Origin of the sequence: Melissospora conviva (genome assembly GCF_049523535.1) — a bacterium.
Lineage (GTDB): Bacteria > Actinomycetota > Actinomycetes > Mycobacteriales > Micromonosporaceae > Melissospora > Melissospora conviva.
Map to the genome: position 1 here is coordinate 571,543 of NZ_JBLLDT010000001.1, position 19,737 is coordinate 591,279.

Below are 19,737 nucleotides of genomic sequence, written 5' to 3' on the forward strand. Positions count from 1 at the left end.
GCCCTCACGATCTGTGGGTGCCGGGCCGGCCGCCTCCTCAGACGGTGGCGTCGACCGGGACGGGCGCCTCGTGCTCGGCGCGCTCCACCCGCCCGTGCACCAGGTGGTAGAGCCCGGTGGAGACCACCACGACCCCGGCGAGCACCAGGTACATCTGGTTGTAGCCGAGCTGGTTGAGCAGCACGCCGAGCAGGACCGGTCCGAGACCGATGCCCAGGTCGAGCATGAAGAAGTGCGTCGAGATGGCCAGGCCCATGCGCGGCATCGGCACGCGGGAGACGGCGATCGACTGCAGCGCCGACATCAGGGTGCCGAAGCCCAGGCCCATGAACGCGCCGGCGAGGACCAGGACCACGTTGGTGGTGGCGAGCCCGAGCATGACGAGGCTGACGGCGAAGGCCGCGATCGAGATGTAGACGACGAGGTTGTCGCCGCGCCGGTCCTGCAGCGGGCCCATGATCAGCCGGGCGGCGAAGAGCGTGATCGCGTACGCCAGGAAGAAGAGGCTGGCGCCGGTGGCGAGGCCGCGCTCGTCGGCGTACGAGTTCAGGAAGGTCAGGACGCCGGCGTAGCAGACGGCCAGGACGAGCATGAACGACGCCACCGGTACGACGTCGCGGTGCAGCATGTCCGACGGGTGGAAGCGGCGCAGCCGGGCGCGGTGCTCGGGGCTGGGCGTCTTGTCCGGTGCCCGCAGGAAGAGCGCCGCGGCCATCGCGAGGACCGCCGCCGTGGCGGTGGCGGTGAAGAGCCAGATGTAGCCGGGGCCGTGCACGAGCATCAGGGCCAGCGACGGGCCGATCGCGGTCGCCAGGGTCATGCTCAGGGTGAAGTAGCCGGTCCCCTCGGCCCGCCGGGACCTCGGAATGATCGACTGGGCCAGCGTCATCACGGCCGTGCTGCCGATCGCGAAGGCGGCGCCGTGGATCGCCCGTACGACCAGCAGCAGGGCGACGGAGTCGATGCCGTCGATCACCAGGTAGCTCAGCGACGTCAGCACGAAGACCACGAGGGCGATGCCGAGCATGCGGCGCCGGCCGAAGAGTTCCACCAGGTTGCCGGCGAAGAGCCGGGAGATCGTCGCGCCGATGACGAAGATGCTGGAGGCCAGGCCGCCGAGGGTGTCCGAGGCGCTGAAGCGCTCGACGGCGTAGAGCGCCATCGTCGTCATCAGCATGTAGAAGACGAACGCGAGGAAGAAGTTCACAATCCAGGCGAAAACGAGATCTCTGGTCCAGATCCGTTCCTTGGCCCCGCTGTACGTCACGCGTGTGTTCCTTTGCTGTGCTGGAAGAGTGGGTGGTGCACTCATGGCCCCTGGCCAGGCGCTTCTTCAATGCTTCCACGCAGCGGGCCCATCTCCCGGCTATGAACTCCCTCACTTTTGCTGGCATGCGCCCGATTTGACTGCTGCGACGCCATGCGCTCTTACGGCGTCTTCTGGCGTCGGGCCTCCTGCGCGCGGGCCACTCACCTGTGATCGCCCATTGCAGTGATCGATGCTCCCCGTTGCAGCCACTGGTCGACTGGCCTGATCACGGAGGTGCGCCGACGAGACTCACGCCCGGCCTTCCAGCGGTCCACATGGGACTCCGCGTAGGACTCTGATGGCGTACGGTGTGCCTTCCCCCGCCGCACCCACTGCCTTCGGGCGCCGGCTGATGGGGGTGACAGCACACGGGGGAGGACTGGTGGCCCAGTTCGCCATGGGCGATTTCGAGGCGTCGACCGAGCGGTTCGTGAAGTCCTGGACAGCGGGCATCTCTGAACAGGCTGCGAAGGCGCAGGCCCTGTCGGAGCGAGTAGCGGCGATGTCGTCGACCGCGGAGGGTGCGCAGGGCGCTGTCCAGGTGACCGTGGCGTCGTCCGGTGTGATGACCGACCTGCAGCTCGACAGCCGGGTGCTGCACTGGCGGGCCGATGAGATCGCCGCCGAGGTGCTGCGGGTGATGCGCCAGGCGCAGAGTCTGTTGGCCGAGCAGGTCGCCGAGGCCGCGGCGGAGACCGTCGGCGCCGAATCCGAGACCGCCCGCGCCGTCGTCGGCAGCTATGAGTCGCGCTTCCCGGATACATCCGAGGAGGACGAGCCCGGGTATGGCAGCTGGGGACACAGTGGGCGCTGAGGCAGGCGGGTTCGAGGTCACCGCGACTGCGCTGACGGGTCACGCCCGCTCGCTCGACCGGATCGCCGCGTCGATCGGCACCGCCCACGGCGCCGCGGCGCACGTGCAGATGGGAGCCGGTGCTTACGGGCAACTGCCGGCCTGTCAGGCGATACCCTTCCTGCTGGACTTCCTGCAGTTGCCGGCGGTGGATGCCCTCACGGCGGCGCAGGAGGCGTTGCAGAGTGCCGCCGGCGCACTCGAAGTCACCGCCGACTCGTACCGGCGTGCCGACGAAACGGCCGCCGAGGCGTTCGGGCAGATGCACCGATGAGCGTCGAGGTGGCGAACCCGCTGATCGCGGCCCGGCAGGACACCACCACCGCGTACGCCGGCTTCGGTCTCGGCGAGAGCATCGTCGACCTGCGCAACGGCATCCAGAGCGGGTCGTGGATCGACTCCACCATCGGCGGTGTGGGCACGTCGATGGAGGTGCTCTCCACCTGTCTGGATCCGATCGGCTCGGTCGTCTCCTGGGGAGTCGCCTGGCTGATCGAGCACGTCAAGCCCCTCTCCGACGCACTCGACTGGCTGGCGGGGGATCCGGACCAGATCACCGCGTACGCGCAGACCTGGCGCAACGTCTCCGCCCATGTCACCGCGCAGGTCGCCGACCTCTCCGCGGCCGTTCGGGACGAGATCGCCACCTGGACCGGGCCCGCCTCCGAGGCGTACCGCCGCTACAACGAGCGGCACCAGCAGCACCTCACCGAGCTCGCGGACGCCGCCGGTCTGATCGGGACCGTTGTTGAGGGCGCGGGCCTGCTCGTGGCCCTGGTGCGGGAGCTGGTCCGGGACCTGATCGCCGACTTCGTCTCGGTCCTCGCCGTGCGGCTGTGGCAGTGGCTCGCCGAGGCCGGGCTCACTCTGGGCCTGGCGACACCCCTGGTTGTGGCGCAGGTGTCCAGCCTGGTCGCCAAGTGGGCAGCGAAGATTGCCGGACTCCTCGCGGCCCTGGCCCGCAGCGTCGCGCGGCTGCGGCCGATCCTGTCGAAACTCGGCGAACTGCTCGACACCCTGCGGGCGGCGCTGAAGGGACTGCGCCGTACCCCCGGCGGCGCCACCGCACCCGACATGACGGCCCCCCGCCAAGCGGCCCCGACCCAGAACAACGGGGCAGATGCCGCCACGGTCGGTGAGGGCGGCGCCACCCGTGCAGACCACGGCGGGGGCGGTACGAGCGCTGCCGGTGGTGGGCGCCACAGCGCTGCTGCCGGTGGCGGGCAAACGCCGTCTTTCGGTGGGTCCGAGGGGCCGACCGGTGGCGGCCCGGCGCAGGACGGCCACAGTGGCAAGTCACCCGCAGCCGAGGAGGCCCCTGACGGCGGCCCCGACACCCCGGGCCCCGAGCCGACGGTGGCGCCGTCCGTGAGCGATCATGCCAGCGACGCCGAGTTGCGGCTGCTCGGCAGGGAGGTGCACAGCATGGTCGAGCTCGACCCCGGCAATCACGTCAACGACGCGTATGACGTCACCTTCACCGACGGCACGCACGGCGTCTACAAGCCGAATGTGCCAGAGAACGAGTTCGTCCAGGGCCGCTCCAGCATTCCGGAGAACCAACTGGCAGCCAGGGAAGTCGCCGCGTCCCGCCTCAATGAGGATCTGGGCTTCGACCTGGTGCCGACGACGGCGCGCTGGGACGGTCCACACGGGGCCGGCTCGATGCAGGAGTTTGTGGAGAACGCGAGCCAGGGCCTTCCTCCGGGGTGGTACACGATCCGAGAACGCGAGCAGATGGCGGTGCTCGACTACATCAGCGGCAACACCGACCGGCACATGGGCAACTACCTCACCGGCCCCGACGGCCGCCTGGTCGCCATCGACCACGGCTACTCGTTCCCGGAGTCCAACGCCGAACTGCTGCGCTCGGAATTCGTACAGCAGCAGAAGAACCAGCCGCTCAGCCCGGAGACGATGGCCCGGATCCACGCCACCGACCCGGACCGGATGGCCGAACGGTTGCGGGCGTCCGGCCTGGGCGAGAAGGCGGTCGACGGCGCGATGGACCGCTTAAACGAGATACGCAGCCGAGGAATGATCACTGGCGAGGCGTGGAACGCGTTCCGTCCGCCGAGCCTGTGGTGAGTTGGAAACCGCGGATAGCCAGGAGGCAGACATGACCGAGCAGACGCCGACGCGGGTGGCGGTGTACTCGTTCGCCCAGCACACCAATCGGCGGGTGGCCGAGTTCACCTGGCAACCGGGCCAGGCGGTGACGCTGAACATCCTCGACCCGAACTGGTCGGCGCTGGCGAAGGACTTCTACGACAACGGCGTTCCGCTCGGCGCGGGGCGGGTCCTGCCGGCCGCCGGCGCGGAGTTCATGCGCGCTCTCCTGCAGCGCTTCCGGATGAGCTACTACAGGTTCGTGGACGAGAGCGACTCCGCGCCGGTCGCGTAGCGACTCAGCCTGAGGAGTGCCGGGTCAGTACAGGGCCTGCAGCCGGGTGTGCAGGTGGGTGCGCTCCGGGTCGGTCCCGGCCAGCTCGATCGCCCGCCGGTACGCCGCGGCGGCCTCCGCGTACCGGCCGAGCCGGGCGAGCAGCTCCGCCCGGGCGACCGCGTACGGGCCGTAGTCGCGCAGCAGTGGCTCCTCGGCGAGCGTGTCGAGCCGGGCCAGTCCCACTGCCGGTCCGTCGCGCATCGCCACCGCCACGGCCTGGTTCACCGCCACCACCGGCGAGGGTGTGATCGCCATCAGGACGTCGTAGAGGGCGACGATCTGTGGCCAGTCGGTGCTCGTGACGTCGGAAGCCTCGTCGTGCAGGGCGGCGATGGCGGCCTGCACCCCGTACGGGCCGGGTGGTCCGCCGGTGAGCGCGACCGGCACCAGCGCGCAGCCCTCGTCGATCATGTCCCGGTCCCAGCGGTGGCGGTCCTGTTCGTGGAGGAGGACGAGTTCGCCGTCGGCGCCGGTGCGGGCGTCGCGGCGGGCGTGGGTGAGCAGCATCAGGGCCAGCAGTCCGGCGACCTCCCGTTCGGCGGGGAGGAGCCGGCGCAGGATCCGGCCGAGCCGCAGCGCCTCTTCGGCCAGGTCCAGCCGTTGCAGTTGCGGGCCGGAACTGGCCGAGTAGCCCTCGGTGAAGACCGAGTAGACGACCTGGAGCACGCCGGGCAGCCGCTGCGGCAGTTCGTCGCGCCCCGGTACCCGGAACGGGATGCGGGCGGTGCGGATCTTGTTCTTGGCCCGGACGATCCGCTTCGCCATCGTGGCGGTGGGGACGAGGAAGGCGCGCGCCACCTCCGGGGTGGTCAGTCCGGCCAGGCAGCGCAGGGTCAGCGCCACCCGATCGTCGGCGGCGAGCGCCGGATGGGCGCAGGTGAAGAAGAGCTGCAACCGCTCGTCGGGCAGATCGTCGCCACCGGCGTCGGCGGCCGGGGCGGGGCCGGCCCGCTGCGACTCGACCGCGAGCAACGCCAGCCGGTCGGCGTACGTGCGGTCGCGGCGCAGCCGGTCGACGGCCCGCCGCCGGGCCGTGGTCATCAGCCAGGCGCCGGGTCGCGACGGTACGCCGTCGACCGGCCAGCGGGCCAGCGCCGCCTCGATCGCCTCGGCGGCGGCGTCCTCGGCCAGGTCCAGGTCGCCGAAGCGGTGCACCAGGGCGGCGAGCAGCCGGCCGCGCTCCTCGCGGAACGCGGCCGCCACCGAGAGCGTCACCGACCCGTCGGTGGGCTGCTCGTCCATGGATCAGAAATCGGCGACCGGCCGGACGACGACCGCCCCGGCACCCCGCGCGCCCGGGCAGCGGGTGGCCCAGTGCAGGGCCGCGTCCAGGTCGGGTACGTCGATGACGTAGTAGCCGCCGAGCACCTCCCGGCTCTCGGCGAACGGGCCGTCGGTGATCGTCGGCTCGCCGGCGTCGTTGACGCGTACGGTCGTGGCGGTCGTGAAGTCGGCGAGCGAGTGCGCGGAAACCATGATTCCGGCGTCCTGCACCGCCTTGTCGAAGACCTGCCAGTCCTCGAAGGAGGTCGAGCATTCCGCGCCGCCGTCGGTGCTGGTGATCAAAAGCATGTACTTCATGTTCGGCTCCCGTGGTGTTCGTGGTGGCGTGCCGACGGCGTCTCTCGCCGTCCGTGATGACGACGAACGGGACCGGGCCGGATGGACACCTCCGGAGAAGTATCTGCCGCAACGCATCGAAAGTGCTTGCGGCCGGTCCGGCGCGCCACTAACGTACAACCACATGGTTGTACAAACGACGACCGAGGCGGATGCGGACCGCGTCTTCCACGCCCTGTCGGACGCCACCCGCCGCGACATCATCGCCCGGGTGATCCGCCACGAGGAGTCGGTAACCGGGCTCGCCGCGCACTATCCGATGAGCTTCGCGGCAGTGCAGAAACACGTGGCGGTGCTCGAACGCGCATCGCTGGTCACCAAGCAACGACGAGGAAGGGAGCAGATCGTGCGGGCCGACATGTCGGCGATTCGCCGGGCGAGCCGCCTCCTGGACGCGTACGAAGAAATCTGGCGGCACCGGGTCGCCCAGATGGAGAGCATCCTGGCCGAGGAAGGGACCACCGAACCGTGACAGTGATCAGTACGCAGAAGGACCCGGAGACGTTGACCTTCACGCTCGTCGCCGAGTTCGACGCCGACGTCGAGCGGGTCTGGCAGTTGTGGGCCGACCCCCGCAAGCTGGAGCGCTGGTGGGGCCCGCCGACCTGGCCCTCCACCTTCGACCGGTACGAGTTCGAGGTCGGCGGCGCCGTCCGCTACCACATGACCGGCCCGGACGGGGAGAAGGCGCGGGGCTGGTGGACGATCACCGCCATCGAGGCGCCGCACCGGCTCGCCTTTGACGACGGCTTCGCCGACGAGAGCGGTGAACCGGTCGACCCCAAGGACCTGACCCACGGGGTCGTCGTGATCGAGCCGTACGGCGACCGCACCCGGATGACGGTGACCTCGACGTTCCTCAGCCTGGAGCAGATGGAGCAGATGGCGGCCATGGGCATGGAGGAGGGCCTGCGTCTGGCGATGGGCCAGATGGACGCGGTGCTCGCCGAGAAGACCCCCGCCTGACGTTGGTGTCCGGTGCGGGCGGCTCCGACGAGGGGCCGCCCGCAACCTGTGGCGACCGCGCCGTGCCGGTCGTCGCCGAGGAGCGGCGTCCGAAGAGGAGCAGGAGGATCAGCCGAGGGCGCGTTCCTCGGCGTCCGCCGCGGAGCGCGCGGTAGGGATCGCCACGTCGGGCAGGTCGCCCAGAGGGCGCAGGGCGGTCACGGCGGCGTACCCGTCGGCCAGCCAGGCCAGGTCGGAACCGGGCACGGGCCGCGCATGGCTGGCCTCGATGACCGTACGCGCGAAGCCCTCCCCGCTCTCGGTGACAGTCACCTGCACCTGGCCGAACGGGGCGAGGGTGGCCCGGCGCAGCCCGGCGACCTGCTCGGCCGGCAGGTCGGGCACGTTGAGGTTGAGCACCGTCGCCGGTGCCGCGTCGAGCAGCCAGGGCAGCAGCTGCCCCGCCAGCTCGGCGGCGGTCGACCAGTGGCGGGACTCGTCGTCGACGGAGTCGAGCACGGCGATGGCGGCGCCGCCGCTGCCCGCGCTCGCCACCGCCGGGGAGAGCACGTCCAGCGAGACGGCCAGGGCGTGGGCGCCGTGCTGCGCCGCGGTCAGCGCCGCCCCGACCGTGCCGGAGTGCAGGACCGCGTGCCCCGCGTTGGCACCCCGGTTGATGCCCGACAGCACCAGGTCCGGCGGCGGGCCGAACACCCCGAGCGTGGCCAGGAGGGCGATGTAGGCCGGGGAGGCTGCCACGCCGTACGCGGGCACCTCGGCCAGCCCGGCCAACTCCGTGGCGGTGTAGACGACCCGCCCGTCGTCGGTCACCGCGGTCAGGGCGGCGCTCATCCCGCTCGCCTCCGACTGCGGCGCCGCGACCACCACGTCGTGGCCCTGTTCGTACGCGGCCCGGGCCAGCCGGCGGATGCCGGGGGCGTGCACACCGTCGTCGTTGGTCACCAGGATCCGCGCCGGACGGTCACCGGTCATCGTCGCCGCCCGAGGTGTCGTCGACGGGTTCCAGCCGGACCCGGCCGGCGAGTTCCCGTACGGCCTCGGCCCGGCCGGTGCCGAGCCCGTGCCGGGTGACGTTCATCGCCCCGGCGGCGGCGCCGATGCGGATCGCCTCCCGCAGGTCACCACCGCGGGCCAGCACCGCGGCGACACCGGCGGTCATCGAGTCACCGGCGCCCCGATGATCGGCCAGCTCCAACGGCGGCGAGTGCACCTGCAGGGCCGTGCCGTCGTCGAGGAGGGCGAGGGCAGGGTCTCCGGCTCGGCTGATCAGCACCGATTTCGCGCCCTGCTCCTGCAGGCGCCGACCGGCGTCCAGGAGCGTCGCGACGCTGTCGTCGTCGGCGTAACCGTCGTCGATGAGCTCCTCGTGGCTGACCTTGAGCACCGCCACCCCGCCCTCCAGCACCGCCGTCAGGTGGGCGCCGGAAAGGTCCGCCACGACCGTCCCGCCGTTGGCGCCCAGGTCCGCAGCGAGACGTCGGTAGATGTCCGGGTCCACCACGTCCGGATGGGCGGGGCCACTGAGGATGCTGACCGGCGCCCGCAGCCCCTCGGTCAGGGTCACCGTGTAGAGCTCGTCGATGTCGTGGCGGATCATCGGCGACCCCGGGTTCTCGGCGATCTCCGCCCGGGTGCCGTCGCGCCGGTCGTGCACGTACCAGCCGGTGCCGGATTCCCGCTCCACCACCCGTACCGTCACACCCTCCTCGGCGAAGAGTTTGCGCAGCGTGTCACCGACCTCGCCGCCGAGGGCCACACAGAGGGTGACGGGCGTGCCGAGTGCGGCGATCATGCGGCTCTGCCACACGCCCTGCCCGCCGGGGTGCAGGTGCAGTTCGAGCGTGTCGGCCTGCTGTTCGATGGTCACGGTCAAGATCGGGGCGGGGGCAAAGACCATCACCTGTTCATCCATTGCCCCCTACTGCCCCGAGGCCGCCGGGCCAATCCATGACGCTGCGGGATTCCGGGGGTGGGCTGCGCCTCACCCGTGCAGCGTGATCTCGATCCGGAACGGGTGCGGCCAGTTGAGATTGTCGCGGCGGCAGCGCCACGGCCCGGCGCTGCGGACGGAGTAGCCCTCGGCGAGCGTCTGGACCAGCGTCGTGAGGGTCGCCGTCGCAATCCGTGAGCCCAGGCAGAATCTCGGACCCGCACCGAAGGGCAGGTACGCCCCCGGGGCGTGCGGACGGTCGGTCTTCCACCGCGCGGGGCAGAACTGCTCCGGGTCCTGCTCCCACAGTTGCGGATCGTGGTGCAGGCCGGCGATGTCCATCAGGACGGTGCTCCCCGGCGCGACCGGGTGCCCGCCGAGGTTCACGCCGGTGGCGGCGGTGCGGTTGAGCATCTCCATGACGGGGGTGTGGCGCAGCACCTCGCGCACGAAGTCCTCCGCCGCGACGCCCTCGCGCAGCGCCGAGCGGGTCGCGGCGTCGCAGTCGGCGTAGGCGAGCAGCGTCCAGCAGACGGCGGAGCCGGTGGTCATCATCGCGCTGTCCAGGCAGATGGCGAGGGTCTGCGCGATGTCCAGGTCGCTGAGCGCGCCGGAGTCGTCGGCCAGCAGCGAGTCGAGCAGGTCGGGCGGGGCGGACGCGTCGGCAACGGCGCGGCGCCGCGCGACGGCTGCCAGCAGCCCTTCGATGACCTGGTCGAACTGCTTGCGCAGGCGGTAGCGGCCCCAGGCGGTGAGCCCGTTGATGCTGCGCTGACGGCGGTGGGAGGTGGCCAGCAGCAGCGGACCGAGCTCCGGGCGGGCGCAGTCGCGCAACAGGTACGGCCACTGGACGGCCGCCGTGGCGTCCACGACGGGACCGACGGACCGGTAGCGGGCCCCGCCGGCGAACTCCTCGCGCCACCCTCGGGCGAGCTGTGGTGCCGCCTTCGCGCAAGCGGCGGCGTCGAGGTGATCCCAGATGAGTCGCCGGGCGAGCCGCCACCGGTCGGGGTGGTCGAGCTGGATCGAGTCCCGGGTGCTCTCCACCAGGGCGGGCGCCAGGGGGAACTCGTCCTCGGTACGCAGGATGTGCCGGATCGCCTCGGGTGCGCGCACGTGGGTCTGGTCGGCGGTCAGGGTGTAGACCGGTCCGTAGCGTTCGGCGCAGGCGTCCAGGTAGGCGCGGGGATCGCGACGTGGATCGCCGGACGGGCCGCCGTCATCGAGAACGCCGGGGGCGCGGCGGGCATCGGTGGACACGGGATCTCCCGTTCGTCGTTCCGGGCAGTGAAAGGCGCCCCCGGATGCGGGATCCGGAGGCGCCGTCACAGGTCAGTCTCGATCAGACCGGGTACATGCGGATGTAGTAGCCCTTGGTGGTGCGGGCAGCGCGACGGGCGCGCAGAACGTTGATGAGCTTCGACATGCCTACCTCCCCAATCTTTGAAGATCGTTGATGCGGCGATGCTACGCCGCTCCCCCCGAATGTGAAAGATGTCGATCAATCTGGCGGCCGGCGAGTAGCAGCGCCGCCCGGGTTGAGGTCCGCTGACAATTGCCGCCCGGGGGATCGGGGACGCGACGTACGGTGTTGGTCTGGACTGCGAGGACGCGAACAGCGCCGGTGGGGGCGCGGAGGAGGAACCCGATGCGGACGATCCAGAAGGTCCGCCACCGCCAGGCCGGCGTCAACGGCCTGGAGATCTTCTTCCGCGAGGCGGGGCGTCCCGATCGGCCGGCGGTACTGCTGCTGCACGGCTTCCCGAGTTCGTCGCACACGTTCCGGGAGCTCATGCCCACCCTGGCCGACGTCGCGTACGTGATCGCGCCCGATCTTCCCGGCTTCGGAATGTCGTCGTCGCCGACCGTCGACGAGTACGACTACACCTTCGAGAACTTCTCCTGCGTGGTGGAGGAGCTCCTGGACCAGCTCGGGGTCGAGAGCTTCTTCGTCTACCTGCACGACTTCGGCGCACCGGTGGGATACCACCTCGCCACCCGCTACCCGGACCGCATCCGGGGCCTCATCGTGCAGAGCGGCAACGCGCACGCCGAAGGCCTCGGCGAGCAGTGGGACAGCGCCAGGGCGTACTGGGCCGACCCGAGCGACGACACCCGCGCGGCGCTGCCGCAGTGGTTGAACTTCGCCGGCACCCGGGACCAGTACCTCGCCGGGCTGCCCGAGCACCTGCGCACGCTGCACCCGCCCGAGTCGTGGCATCTCGACTGGGAGCGGATGCGCCGGCCCGGCAACGTCGACGCGCAGTTCGCGCTCTTCGGCGACTACGCCGGCCACGTCGCCCGCTTCGATGAGATCGCCGGGTACCACCGCGCCCACCAGCCGCCGGCGCTCGTGCTGTGGGGACGGCACGATGCGTACTTCGATGTCGGCGAGGTGCTCGCCTACCACCGGGTCCTGGAGCGGATGGACGCGCACATCTACGACGGCGGGCACTTCCTGCTGGAGACGCACGCGGCCGAGTGCGCCGAACTCATGCGAGCGTTCGTGCGCGACAACGCCTGAGGTGCTGCGGAGTCCGAACGAGACGGGATTGCGGCAGCCCGGTGTTCAGCGGTGGATGAGTTCCGGAGCGGCGGTGTCCAGCGGCACGGCGGCGCCGGGCACCAGACCCAGCTGCCGGACCGCGTGCTGGGCGGTCATCGCGGTGATCTCGCCGGGTCGGGCCGGATCGGGCACCGCTGCCGCGTCCCTGCAGGCCAGGATCTCCGGATGCCCGGGCACTCAGGTGACCTTCTTCAGCGCGCACGGCATCAGCGCCCTGCTGCGAACGCGGCACGTCGCCACCGCCGCGGACGTGGGGCTGACCCTGCGCGCGGCCGCTCCGTGCGTCACCTACCTGCTGGCTGCCGCCGGCGTTCGGTTGAATCTCGACCTGCCGGCAGCCGAGGCGAATCACTGATCCCTGAGCTGCCTGCCGTCGCGACCCGCGATCCGCGCGGGCCCGACCGGTCATCGACCGGCCGGATCCGGTACGCCATTGAGATGCTTGCTGATCCGCAGCAGCACCTGGTCCGGCGGCCCGGTGACGAAGGCGGCGGTGTCGGCCAGCGCGGCGATCAACGGCAGCCCGCGGCCGCCGACGGTGAGCGGGTCGGGAAGTCCGGCGTCGAGCCGCCTGCTGTCGGGCGTACGGCCGCGGTTGCCGACCTCGAGCAGGCAGGCGTCGTCGTCGATGACGATCGTGATGTCGACGCTGCTGTCGCGGTCGGCGTGGATCACCGCGTTGGCGCAGGCCTCGGTGATCAGCACGGCGAGGTCGCCGCGGGACGCCTCGGGGGCGTTGGTCAGGCTCAGCAGTGTGGTGAGCACCTGGCGGGCCCGGGTCACCGAGGAGGACTCGGAGGGGAGGGACAGCGTCATTGTTACGCGCATTGCGCAGTTCCTCCTCGGCCCGGGGTGAGGCGCACGACTACGGTGTCACACGTGCAGGTGAACTGCTCGGCTGCGATCAGCACTACCCGAGGTCACCGCGACGAAACGGTGACCGCGTCGGCGAGGACGGGCGCTGCGCTCCGTCAGCAGTGCAAATAGGGTGAGCGGGAATTTCCGGCGTGGGGAGAATGCTGTGGAGCTGTTGATGTCGGTCCGGCCGGGCCGGGGCTGCACCGTGCTCGAGGTGAGCGGTGAGCTGGACATGGCGACGTCCCCGCAGCTGCGCCAGGCACTGCAAGGGTTGGTTGACGCCGGTGACCGCCAGGTGGTGGTGGAGCTGGCCGGGGTGGGCTTCATGGACTCCAGCGCCCTGGGTGCGCTGGTGGAGATGTACAAGGCGCTGCGTGCGGCCGGTGGCCGGTTGTCGCTGGCCGCGGTGCAGGCGCCGGTGCGAAATGTGCTGACGGTCACGTCGGTCGATCGGGTCATCCACGTCTACGACAGCGTGCAGGCCGCTGAGGCCGACGTGCCCTCCGCCGACGACGCGACAATCGGGTAGTCAAGCGGGCAGGGCGGTGCTGGCGCGGGCCCGGTCGGCGCCGGCGCTGCTGTGCCGCTGCTCGCCGTGCCCGTTGTGCCAGTCGAGGATGAACAGGGTGGCGTCATCGGCCAGCTTCGGTCCGCTGACATCGAGCACCGCATCGGCCAGCGCCCGGACCGCTTCGCGCGGGTGCAGATCGGCGATCGATCGCAGCATGGCCGGCAGGTCCAGGCTGGCGGCGTGGCGTTCCCCCACACCGTCGGTCACCACCACCAGCCGGTCACCGGGGCGTAGCGCGACCTCGCCGGCGTGGAAGTCGGCCTCGGTGAACATGCCCAACGGGAAGTTCGCCGGCAGCGTCAGCGCCCGGCTTTCCCCGTCGCGGACCAGCAGCGGCGGCACATGCCCGGCGTTGAGCAGCGCGCACACCCCGGTGCGCAGGTCGAGCCGGCCGAGGATCGCGGTGAGATAACTGCCGGGTACGGCGGAGTGTGCGGCCAGGTCGGCGTTCGACTCGTCGGCCTGCTCCACCAGATCGACGCCGCGGCGGCGGCTGTTGCGCAGGCTGCCGACCCCCAGGGTCGCCGTCAAGGCGCTGGCCACCCCGTGGCCCATCGCGTCGGTGACGCTGAAGTGCAGCTCGTCCCGGGCGATGCTGTAGTCGAAGGTGTCGCCGCCGATGCTCGCCGCGGGTTCGAGCCAGCCGGAGAGGGTGAAGGAGCTTCCTTCACAGGTGAACGAACTGGGCAGCAGCCGGCGCTGGATCTCTCCGGAGAGCGTGAACGGGGTCGTGCGCTGCCCCCACTCGAAAAGGTCGGTGTAGCGGCGGTTGGCGATCACCACGTACGCGAGCACGTGCGCCGTGCGGGCGATCTCCTCCAGCGTCGGCGGCGCGGGCTCCGCCGGCAGGATCATCTCCAGCAGGCCGATCGCCTCACCGCGGTCGGTCACCGGTGCCAGCACCGTCCAACTGTCGGCGTTCGCGATGACCTGCACCCGCTGGGTGCGGAGCGCCTGCTCGGCGTGACCGCCGTCGAAAGGCAGCACCAGGGCCGCCTCGTCGCCGTCCCGGCGTCCCTCGCCGGTGCCGTCGAGCGGCACGTGGGCCATCCGGACCAGCGCCCGGCCGCTGAGGTCCGCGATCAGGAAGGCGATGCTGCGTGCCCCCAGCGCCGCCCCCAGCTCCCGGGTGACCGCTTCGACCGCCTCGACCGGAGCGGCGTTCTCCGCCGCCTCCAACATCTTGGCCATGATCCACCCTCTGTCGCTCTCCACGGCCGGAGCCTACGAGACCCGGCGGCTCATCGCCGTGTCGCGTGAAGCGAGCCGTCAGCCATCACCTCTGACTCGGCGCGGAGATTTCCCGGAACAGGGCTTCGCCATGCCTCCCCGGCGACGACCTGTCGTCTCCGTCACGATCTGGCGGGCACCGGTTTGGCCGCTCCTGGGTCGCCCGTATCGAGGCGCACGGGACTCCGGGTAGGACTCATGAGTCCTGTCGTGATGATCAGGCGATCAGCCAGCAGCGGTCCGGTCGATTCGCCCCTCCCGGGCCTGCCGGCCACAGGATCCAGGAGGACGAGTCTCTCCTAGCCGGCGTCACCCGTGGGGTGCGGCAGAGCGGGACGGACCTCCGCCGGCCGGTCGACGGTGGCGTGGCGGCTTTCCGTGCGGGCTGCCCGGAGCTGGTGGAAGCCGGCGGCGATGAGGCCCAGGCCGAGCGCGACCATGAGGCTGACGACCGGCCAGTGCAGTGTCTCGGGGACGAGGCGGGCCACGAACCAGGAGTCGCGGCCGGGGTCGGTGTATTTGAGGATGGCCGGGACAAGGCCTTGGGCGATCAGCGGTATCCAGCAGATTGTGAAGCAGACGTAGACGGCGGCGCGGCGGGCCGGGGATGCGTTTGCGATGCCGAGGCGGCGCTCGCCGAGGTCCACCCCGCCGAGGGAGGCGCTGATCTGGTTCCAGTCGACGTCGCCGGTGAGGTTGTTCTTGCGGGAGGTGGCGGCCCGCATGGTGGCGAGCAGGTCGGGGCCGGTGGCTTCCAGGCGCTTGGCGGCGAGGTCGCCCAGGAGCCAGGTGAGCAGGACGCCGGTGGCCAGGCCGACGACGGCGCCGGCCCAGGCGGGGCCGTAGCGGACGGTGAGGAAGGCGGGGGCGGCGGTGGCGGCGACCAGCACCAGCATGAGCAGCACCTGGGTGAAGTCGGTGCCGTTCTCCAGGAGGTTGCCGCTGCGTTTGTGCGGGTCGGTCATCGGCACAGGGCGCAGTACGGAGATCAGGACGATGACGCCGGCGCCGCCACCGAGCAGGGCCGGCACCAGGGCTGCCAGCCACGGCCAGGCCCACGTCTGGTCGCTGAGCAGGGTGGGCACGACGCTGCCGAGCAGCACCACCGGGGTGGTCAGCAGCAGCCAGGCGAGCTGACGGCCGCGGACGTCCTTGCGGGCGGCGCCGGGGGTGAGCACGGTCTGCCAGATCACCGTGCCGTCCTCGCCGTAGAGGTTGGCGGAGATCGCGGCGGCCCAGATGCCGAACGCGACACCGATGAACGGCACGAAGATCGGCAGGTCGACCAGGAGCGGCAGCAGACAGAACGCCAGCGCGTAGACGAGCGAGAAGACCAGGTAGTGGAAGCGCATCAGGTCGCGGGAGGCGGTGCGCAGCTCACGACCGGCGACGGCGCGTACCCCGCCGCCCCGGACCTTACGGGCCGCGGTGCGGCCGCGGGCCGGGCGGCCGCTGGCGGTGCGGTGGCGCAGCCGGCGTGCCAGCAGCGCCGACCAGCCGAGCAGGGCCGCCGCGCTGAGCACGGCGAGACCGGCCGGCGCGGCGACGGCGAGCAGCCAGTCACCGCGGCCTGCGGCCTCCACCGCCACGATGGCCCAGCCGGACGGGAGACGACGCACCCAGTCCGCCAGGTTGTCGGGGAAGCCGGCCGTGAGGGCGTACTCGATGGTGGGTTTGAGCACCCAGCCGGTGTGCGTGAGCGCCAGGATCCCGGCGCTGATCACCGCGGCCAGGACCGCGCCGATCTTGGTACGCATCAGCGTGCCGAGCGCCGCGGTGACGAACCGGGACGCGAGCACCACGAACAGCAGCTGAAGGAGGACCACCGGCACCGCGATCGCGACGGCGGCGCCGCCGACCGGCAGGGCGGCGACGATCAGCGCGGTGAAGGCCACCAGGCTGACCGCCGGGGCGACGCCGACGAACGCGACGGCGAGCAGACCGGTGGTGAGCCGGCGCGGCGGGATCGGCAGCAGCGCCAGGTGCTCCGGGCGCAGCGTCTCGTCACCGCCGCCGAAGAGCACCGGACCGAAGAGCCAGCCGATCGTCCAGATCGCGAACGCCGCCCCGACCAGGTCCAGCGGCAGGCCGTCGACCGGCCAGTCGCGCAGCGCGAGCCAGATCGTGCCACCGGCGAGGACCAGGCCCAGCACCCCGCCGCCGATCATGTCGGCGGCGCGCTGCCCGGTCATCGAGTGCCGCAGGACGGCCAGCTTCATCCGGATCAGGACGCCAACCACGACAGCTCCCCCGCGCTCACCGGCTGGCCGCCGACCAGATCCACGAACCGGTCCTCCAACGTGCTGCCGCCGCGTACCTCATCCAGCGGCCCGGAGGCGACCACCCGGCCGCCGGCCACGACCGCGACGTGGTCGCAGAGCTGCTCGACGACCGGCATGACGTGACTGGAGAAGACCACCGACCCGCCGGCGGCGACGAACCGCTGCAGGATCGCTTTGATCGTCGCCGCCGAGACCGGATCGACGGCCTCCAACGGCTCGTCGAGCACCAGCAGCCGCGGCGCGTGCAGCAGCGCGGTGGCCAGGCCGATCTTCTTGCGCATGCCGGTCGAGTATTCGAGGACCAGGGTGGCCTCGGCCCGGTCGAGCTCGAGAACCTCCAGCAACTCCTGGCTGCGGGTGGCGACCGCCTCGGGTTCCATGCCGCGCAGCAGTCCCAGATAGTGCAGCACCTCCCGCCCGGTGAGCCGCTCCGGCAGGCCCAGCCCGTCCGGCAGGACACCGATCAGCTCCTTGGCGCGGACCGGGTCCGACCAGACGTCGACACCGAAGATCTCCGCCCGGCCGGCGTCGGGACGCAGCAACCCCACCGCCATCGACAGCGACGTCGTCTTGCCCGCGCCGTTCGGACCGACCAGCCCGAAGAACGAGCCGCCCGGAACCTCCAGGTCCACCTGATCGACGGCACGCTTGTCACCGAACGCCTTCGACAATCCGATGAGCCGCAGCGCCGGTGCGGGGGAGTGGGCGGTCACTGTGCCTCCGGGAGCTCAGGCTGAAGGGCCGGCAAGGTTGTGAACCGATGGGCATCGATCAACAATGCCCCTATTATGGGCCTCCGCTCCCTGGCGGTCCGGCCACGAGCCCACCGCGGACCTCGACGCGCTTCAACGAGGCGTTCATGGGTGGGCGATGCTGGGTACCGGGACACCTGCGTGGTTCGTCAATTCCGTGCGTAGCTGTGGAGGAAGCATGTCATCGCATGGCGGATCGATTCAGGACGACCGACTCAGGGTGCTTCAGTTGAACGTGTTCGGCCGCAGTGGTCCATGGCCGGAGCGACGCGAGGCGCTCCGCAATGGTCTACGGAGACTGAACCCGGACCTGCTGGCGCTTGAGGAAACCATCGTCACGGACGACTACGACCAGGTTGAGGATCTATTAGGTCCAGGGTATTCGGTGTGGCACCAGAGCGGCCGGGCTGACGATGGCACCGGCATATCGCTGGTCAGCCGATGGCCGGTGCAGCAGGTGCGGGAAATCGGTCTTGATGTAACCGAAAGAGCCGCTCGCTTCCCGGGTGCAGCGTTGATTGCCCGTGTCGAAGCTCCGGCGCCGATCGGGTCCGTACTGTTCGTCAATCAGAAGCCGACCTGGCAGCGCGGCTACGAACATGAGCGGGAGTTGCAGGCCGTGGCGACGGCGCAAGAGATCGAGAAGCTGGCACAGGACGACGATGTGCATGTAGTGGTGGCGGGAGACTTTGACGCAGTTCCAGATGCGGCGAGCGTGCGGTTCTGGACCGGTCGGCAGTCGTTGCGGCAGTGCAGCGTCATGTACCGAGACGCTTGGGAGGCGATCCACGGAGCTGAGGGGGGCCACACCTTCAGCCCCAGCAATCCACTGGTTGCCGGCGGCGACATGCCACTGGAGCTGGGCCGGCGGATCGACTATGTCCTCGTCCGCGCTGTCGACCACGGTCCCACCCTGCGGATCGTCGACTGCCAGCTCGCGTTCGCCGAACCGGTCGGGTCGGTGTGGGCCAGCGACCACTTCGGCGTGTTGGCTGACCTCGCGCCGCACCCGTGCCGGGACCGAGGCTGACCGGACCCGACACGGGTACGGCGCGGGCGCGGCAAGGTCACCTGCGGCCGCGAAGGATCCACGTCCGTAACGCGGGTCACCCAGGCCGACCGCCGGTCGCATCCCTCCGCCGGTATCCACAGGCCGTTGACCTGCGGCCTCTTGTTTTCGACCTATGCGTGCCGGTCGCTTCGTGGCCTTGCTGCGATCGCTCGCCGAAGATCAGCTGGAGCGGCGTAACCGCCGGCCAGCGCGAAGCCGTATTGACCGGCCGCGCCGAGCCCGGTGCGGGCGAGGCGTTCGTGGAAGGGGTCCACCGCTACGCCGCGTTGCTGCAGGTGGCGGCGAGTTCGGGGAAGGCGTCCTCCCAGCATTGGCGGAGCTGGGGTGGCAGCCAGAGGGTGGGCCAGAGCCGCCGGAGAAGGTCGGCATCGAGCCAGGTGTTCAGGTCCTCGATCGTGCTGGCTTCGGTGAGCACCACCTTGTACATGCTGGCCGGGCGGGCGGGCCGGTCCAGGTCGTACTCGGGGTGCCCGGACCAGCCGAGATGACGCGGAAGCGTCACGCTACCTTCGGTCGGACCGTGCAGCGCGGCAAGGGTTTCGGCCACCAGGTAGGGCCTACGGTCACCGTAGGGCCGGTAGTCCGCCGGCGGCTGGGGTGATGTCCGGCGCCGGCTCATGTTGGTCGCCCGCCGGACTTCCGGTCGTAGCGCCTGACGGATCGTCTCCCGGCTGTACCCGGTGACCCGCTGCAGATCCACCGGCCGCCAGCCGGCCGCATGAAACGCCCGCAGCTGCTCGTCCCGCTCGGTCAACGCGGCCGCCCGCGTCGCCTCGTACCTGGAGACAACCGCCTGCAGCTCATCCTCGGAGAACCGACCCATGCCCGTCAGCCTACTACGCTAGGCCCAGCACGCTTGGCTTTCTGCCAGTGACGCGGACGGGCGCGGTGCGGTACGCGACGGCTGATCCCGACGGTGACCTGGTCCCGGGCCGCCGGGAGGCCCTCTTCGCGGCGCCCGCCTTCGTCGAGGTGCCCCGGGAGTTCGCCACACCCGTGGCCTCGCCGACGACGCTTCGGATGATCACTTCGATACCAAGGGTGCCGAGCACGTCCCTGGCGAGCCGGCCAGGGACGGAGTCGATATCCGCCGCAGTCGAGTAACTCCACTCAGCCTTTTTCATCGTGCGTAGCGGTTGGTTTCGACGTGGTGGAGGACGAGGATGGTCTGCACGATCGGGGTGGCTCGGCGTGGGCAGCAGGGCAGCTTGGGCCGGAAGCGGCGCCGTTTGAACGGGGTGCGCACGTCGCGGCGGTTCCGCCGGGAACCGCGGGAGGGCGG

22 protein-coding genes and 2 pseudogenes are annotated in these 19,737 nt (G+C 70.9%); 10 read left to right on the forward strand and 14 right to left on the reverse strand.

What is annotated here, in order from left to right; all coding sequences use genetic code 11:
• Window positions 1-37: 37 nt before the first annotated feature.
• A complete protein-coding gene (locus ACK8GG_RS02845; protein WP_440348398.1) occupies window positions 38-1,267 on the reverse strand; it encodes an MFS transporter in 1,230 nt (409 codons plus the stop codon).
• Between the two features lie 424 nt (window positions 1,268-1,691).
• Between ACK8GG_RS02845 and ACK8GG_RS02850 the strand changes: the two genes are divergently transcribed.
• Genes ACK8GG_RS02850 through ACK8GG_RS02865 form a run of 4 tightly spaced genes read left to right on the forward strand, consistent with a single transcriptional unit; the run spans window position 1,692 to window position 4,566 of the window.
• Window positions 1,692-2,123, forward strand: coding sequence for a YbaB/EbfC family nucleoid-associated protein (locus ACK8GG_RS02850; protein ID WP_440348397.1), 432 nt, complete (start codon window positions 1,692-1,694; stop codon window positions 2,121-2,123).
• On the forward strand, window positions 2,113-2,436 hold the full coding sequence (locus ACK8GG_RS02855; protein ID WP_440348396.1) for a type VII secretion target: 324 nt from the start codon (window positions 2,113-2,115) through the stop codon (window positions 2,434-2,436). Before ACK8GG_RS02850 ends, ACK8GG_RS02855 begins: the two co-directional genes overlap by 11 nt.
• On the forward strand, window positions 2,433-4,250 hold the full coding sequence (locus ACK8GG_RS02860; protein WP_440348395.1) for a WXG100-like domain-containing protein: 1,818 nt from the start codon (window positions 2,433-2,435) through the stop codon (window positions 4,248-4,250). The genes ACK8GG_RS02855 and ACK8GG_RS02860 overlap by 4 nt, the downstream gene beginning before the upstream one ends.
• A 31-nt stretch (window positions 4,251-4,281) precedes the next feature.
• Window positions 4,282-4,566, forward strand: coding sequence for a hypothetical protein (locus ACK8GG_RS02865; protein WP_440348394.1), 285 nt, complete (start codon window positions 4,282-4,284; stop codon window positions 4,564-4,566).
• A gap of 24 nt (window positions 4,567-4,590) precedes the next feature.
• Here ACK8GG_RS02865 and ACK8GG_RS02870 read toward each other — a convergent pair whose 3' ends face one another.
• Together ACK8GG_RS02870 and ACK8GG_RS02875 are read right to left on the reverse strand one after the other, a co-directional pair.
• Entirely contained in the window at window positions 4,591-5,850 is a 1,260-nt protein-coding gene (locus tag ACK8GG_RS02870) for an RNA polymerase sigma factor (protein ID WP_440355456.1), read from the reverse strand.
• A 3-nt stretch (window positions 5,851-5,853) separates the two neighbouring features.
• Window positions 5,854-6,189: a YciI family protein gene (locus ACK8GG_RS02875; protein ID WP_440354192.1), complete on the reverse strand. Its 336-nt coding sequence runs from the start codon at window positions 6,187-6,189 to the stop codon at window positions 5,854-5,856.
• On the opposite strand from ACK8GG_RS02875, the gene ACK8GG_RS02880 reads away from it, so the two are divergent.
• Window positions 6,179-6,700 (forward strand): ArsR/SmtB family transcription factor, encoded by a 522-nt coding sequence (locus tag ACK8GG_RS02880; RefSeq protein ID WP_440354191.1) that lies wholly within the window; start codon window positions 6,179-6,181, stop codon window positions 6,698-6,700. The genes ACK8GG_RS02875 and ACK8GG_RS02880 overlap by 11 nt on opposite strands.
• Before the next feature lie 2 nt (window positions 6,701-6,702).
• Entirely contained in the window at window positions 6,703-7,194 is a 492-nt protein-coding gene (locus ACK8GG_RS02885) for an SRPBCC family protein (RefSeq protein WP_440355457.1), read from the forward strand.
• A 108-nt stretch (window positions 7,195-7,302) separates the two neighbouring features.
• Here the strand turns inward: ACK8GG_RS02885 and surE are convergent, their stop codons facing one another.
• From surE to ACK8GG_RS02900, 3 genes are all read right to left on the reverse strand, one after another.
• Window positions 7,303-8,166: a 5'/3'-nucleotidase SurE gene (gene surE, locus ACK8GG_RS02890; protein ID WP_440355458.1), complete on the reverse strand. Its 864-nt coding sequence runs from the start codon at window positions 8,164-8,166 to the stop codon at window positions 7,303-7,305.
• Window positions 8,156-9,091 carry a 1-phosphofructokinase family hexose kinase gene (locus tag ACK8GG_RS02895; protein ID WP_440349200.1) on the reverse strand — a complete coding sequence of 312 codons (936 nt, stop codon included), beginning with the start codon at window positions 9,089-9,091 and terminating at the stop codon, window positions 8,156-8,158. Before ACK8GG_RS02895 ends, surE begins: the two co-directional genes overlap by 11 nt.
• Before the next feature lie 84 nt (window positions 9,092-9,175).
• Entirely contained in the window at window positions 9,176-10,384 is a 1,209-nt protein-coding gene (locus ACK8GG_RS02900) for a cytochrome P450 (protein ID WP_440354189.1), read from the reverse strand.
• Window positions 10,385-10,772: 388 nt separating this feature from the next.
• Between ACK8GG_RS02900 and ACK8GG_RS02905 the strand changes: the two genes are divergently transcribed.
• Window positions 10,773-11,648 (forward strand): alpha/beta fold hydrolase, encoded by an 876-nt coding sequence (locus tag ACK8GG_RS02905; RefSeq protein WP_440348387.1) that lies wholly within the window; start codon window positions 10,773-10,775, stop codon window positions 11,646-11,648.
• Between the two features lie 45 nt (window positions 11,649-11,693).
• Here ACK8GG_RS02905 and ACK8GG_RS02910 read toward each other — a convergent pair whose 3' ends face one another.
• The gene (locus ACK8GG_RS02910) at window positions 11,694-11,867 is read right to left on the reverse strand and encodes a hypothetical protein (protein ID WP_440354452.1); all 174 of its coding nucleotides are present in this window, start codon (window positions 11,865-11,867) and stop codon (window positions 11,694-11,696) included.
• Between the two features lie 4 nt (window positions 11,868-11,871).
• Here ACK8GG_RS02910 and ACK8GG_RS02915 point away from each other — a divergent pair, with 4 nt between their 5' ends.
• Window positions 11,872-12,045: a hypothetical protein gene (locus ACK8GG_RS02915; RefSeq protein WP_440354187.1), complete on the forward strand. Its 174-nt coding sequence runs from the start codon at window positions 11,872-11,874 to the stop codon at window positions 12,043-12,045.
• 50 nt (window positions 12,046-12,095) lie between these two features.
• On the opposite strand, the gene ACK8GG_RS02920 is transcribed toward ACK8GG_RS02915, so the two are convergent.
• Window positions 12,096-12,506 (reverse strand): ATP-binding protein, encoded by a 411-nt coding sequence (locus ACK8GG_RS02920; RefSeq protein ID WP_440348385.1) that lies wholly within the window; start codon window positions 12,504-12,506, stop codon window positions 12,096-12,098.
• A gap of 205 nt (window positions 12,507-12,711) precedes the next feature.
• Here ACK8GG_RS02920 and ACK8GG_RS02925 point away from each other — a divergent pair, with 205 nt between their 5' ends.
• Entirely contained in the window at window positions 12,712-13,077 is a 366-nt protein-coding gene (locus tag ACK8GG_RS02925) for an STAS domain-containing protein (protein WP_440348384.1), read from the forward strand.
• Here ACK8GG_RS02925 and ACK8GG_RS02930 read toward each other — a convergent pair whose 3' ends face one another.
• The 3 genes from ACK8GG_RS02930 to ACK8GG_RS02940 all read right to left on the reverse strand — a co-directional run bounded on the left by ACK8GG_RS02930 (window position 13,078) and on the right by ACK8GG_RS02940 (window position 17,344).
• Window positions 13,078-14,334: a PP2C family protein-serine/threonine phosphatase gene (locus tag ACK8GG_RS02930; RefSeq protein ID WP_440355459.1), complete on the reverse strand. Its 1,257-nt coding sequence runs from the start codon at window positions 14,332-14,334 to the stop codon at window positions 13,078-13,080.
• 314 nt (window positions 14,335-14,648) lie between these two features.
• Entirely contained in the window at window positions 14,649-16,589 is a 1,941-nt protein-coding gene (locus ACK8GG_RS02935; protein WP_440355460.1) for a hypothetical protein, read from the reverse strand.
• Window positions 16,574-17,344 carry an ABC transporter ATP-binding protein gene (locus tag ACK8GG_RS02940; RefSeq protein WP_440355461.1) on the reverse strand — a complete coding sequence of 257 codons (771 nt, stop codon included), beginning with the start codon at window positions 17,342-17,344 and terminating at the stop codon, window positions 16,574-16,576. The genes ACK8GG_RS02935 and ACK8GG_RS02940 overlap by 16 nt, the downstream gene beginning before the upstream one ends.
• 217 nt (window positions 17,345-17,561) lie before the next feature.
• On the opposite strand from ACK8GG_RS02940, the gene ACK8GG_RS02945 reads away from it, so the two are divergent.
• Window positions 17,562-18,413, forward strand: coding sequence for an endonuclease/exonuclease/phosphatase family protein (locus tag ACK8GG_RS02945; RefSeq protein WP_440355462.1), 852 nt, complete (start codon window positions 17,562-17,564; stop codon window positions 18,411-18,413).
• A 164-nt stretch (window positions 18,414-18,577) separates the two neighbouring features.
• Here ACK8GG_RS02945 and ACK8GG_RS02950 read toward each other — a convergent pair.
• From ACK8GG_RS02950 to ACK8GG_RS02960, 3 genes and pseudogenes are all read right to left on the reverse strand, one after another.
• Window positions 18,578-18,709: pseudogene (locus ACK8GG_RS02950) on the reverse strand (nucleotidyl transferase AbiEii/AbiGii toxin family protein); the annotation flags it as partial.
• A gap of 2 nt (window positions 18,710-18,711) precedes the next feature.
• Window positions 18,712-19,278 (reverse strand): hypothetical protein, encoded by a 567-nt coding sequence (locus tag ACK8GG_RS02955; protein WP_440355463.1) that lies wholly within the window; start codon window positions 19,276-19,278, stop codon window positions 18,712-18,714.
• Window positions 19,279-19,575: 297 nt separating this feature from the next.
• A pseudogene (locus tag ACK8GG_RS02960) lies at window positions 19,576-19,725 on the reverse strand (IS5/IS1182 family transposase); the annotation flags it as partial.
• Between the last annotated feature and the right edge of the window lie 12 nt (window positions 19,726-19,737).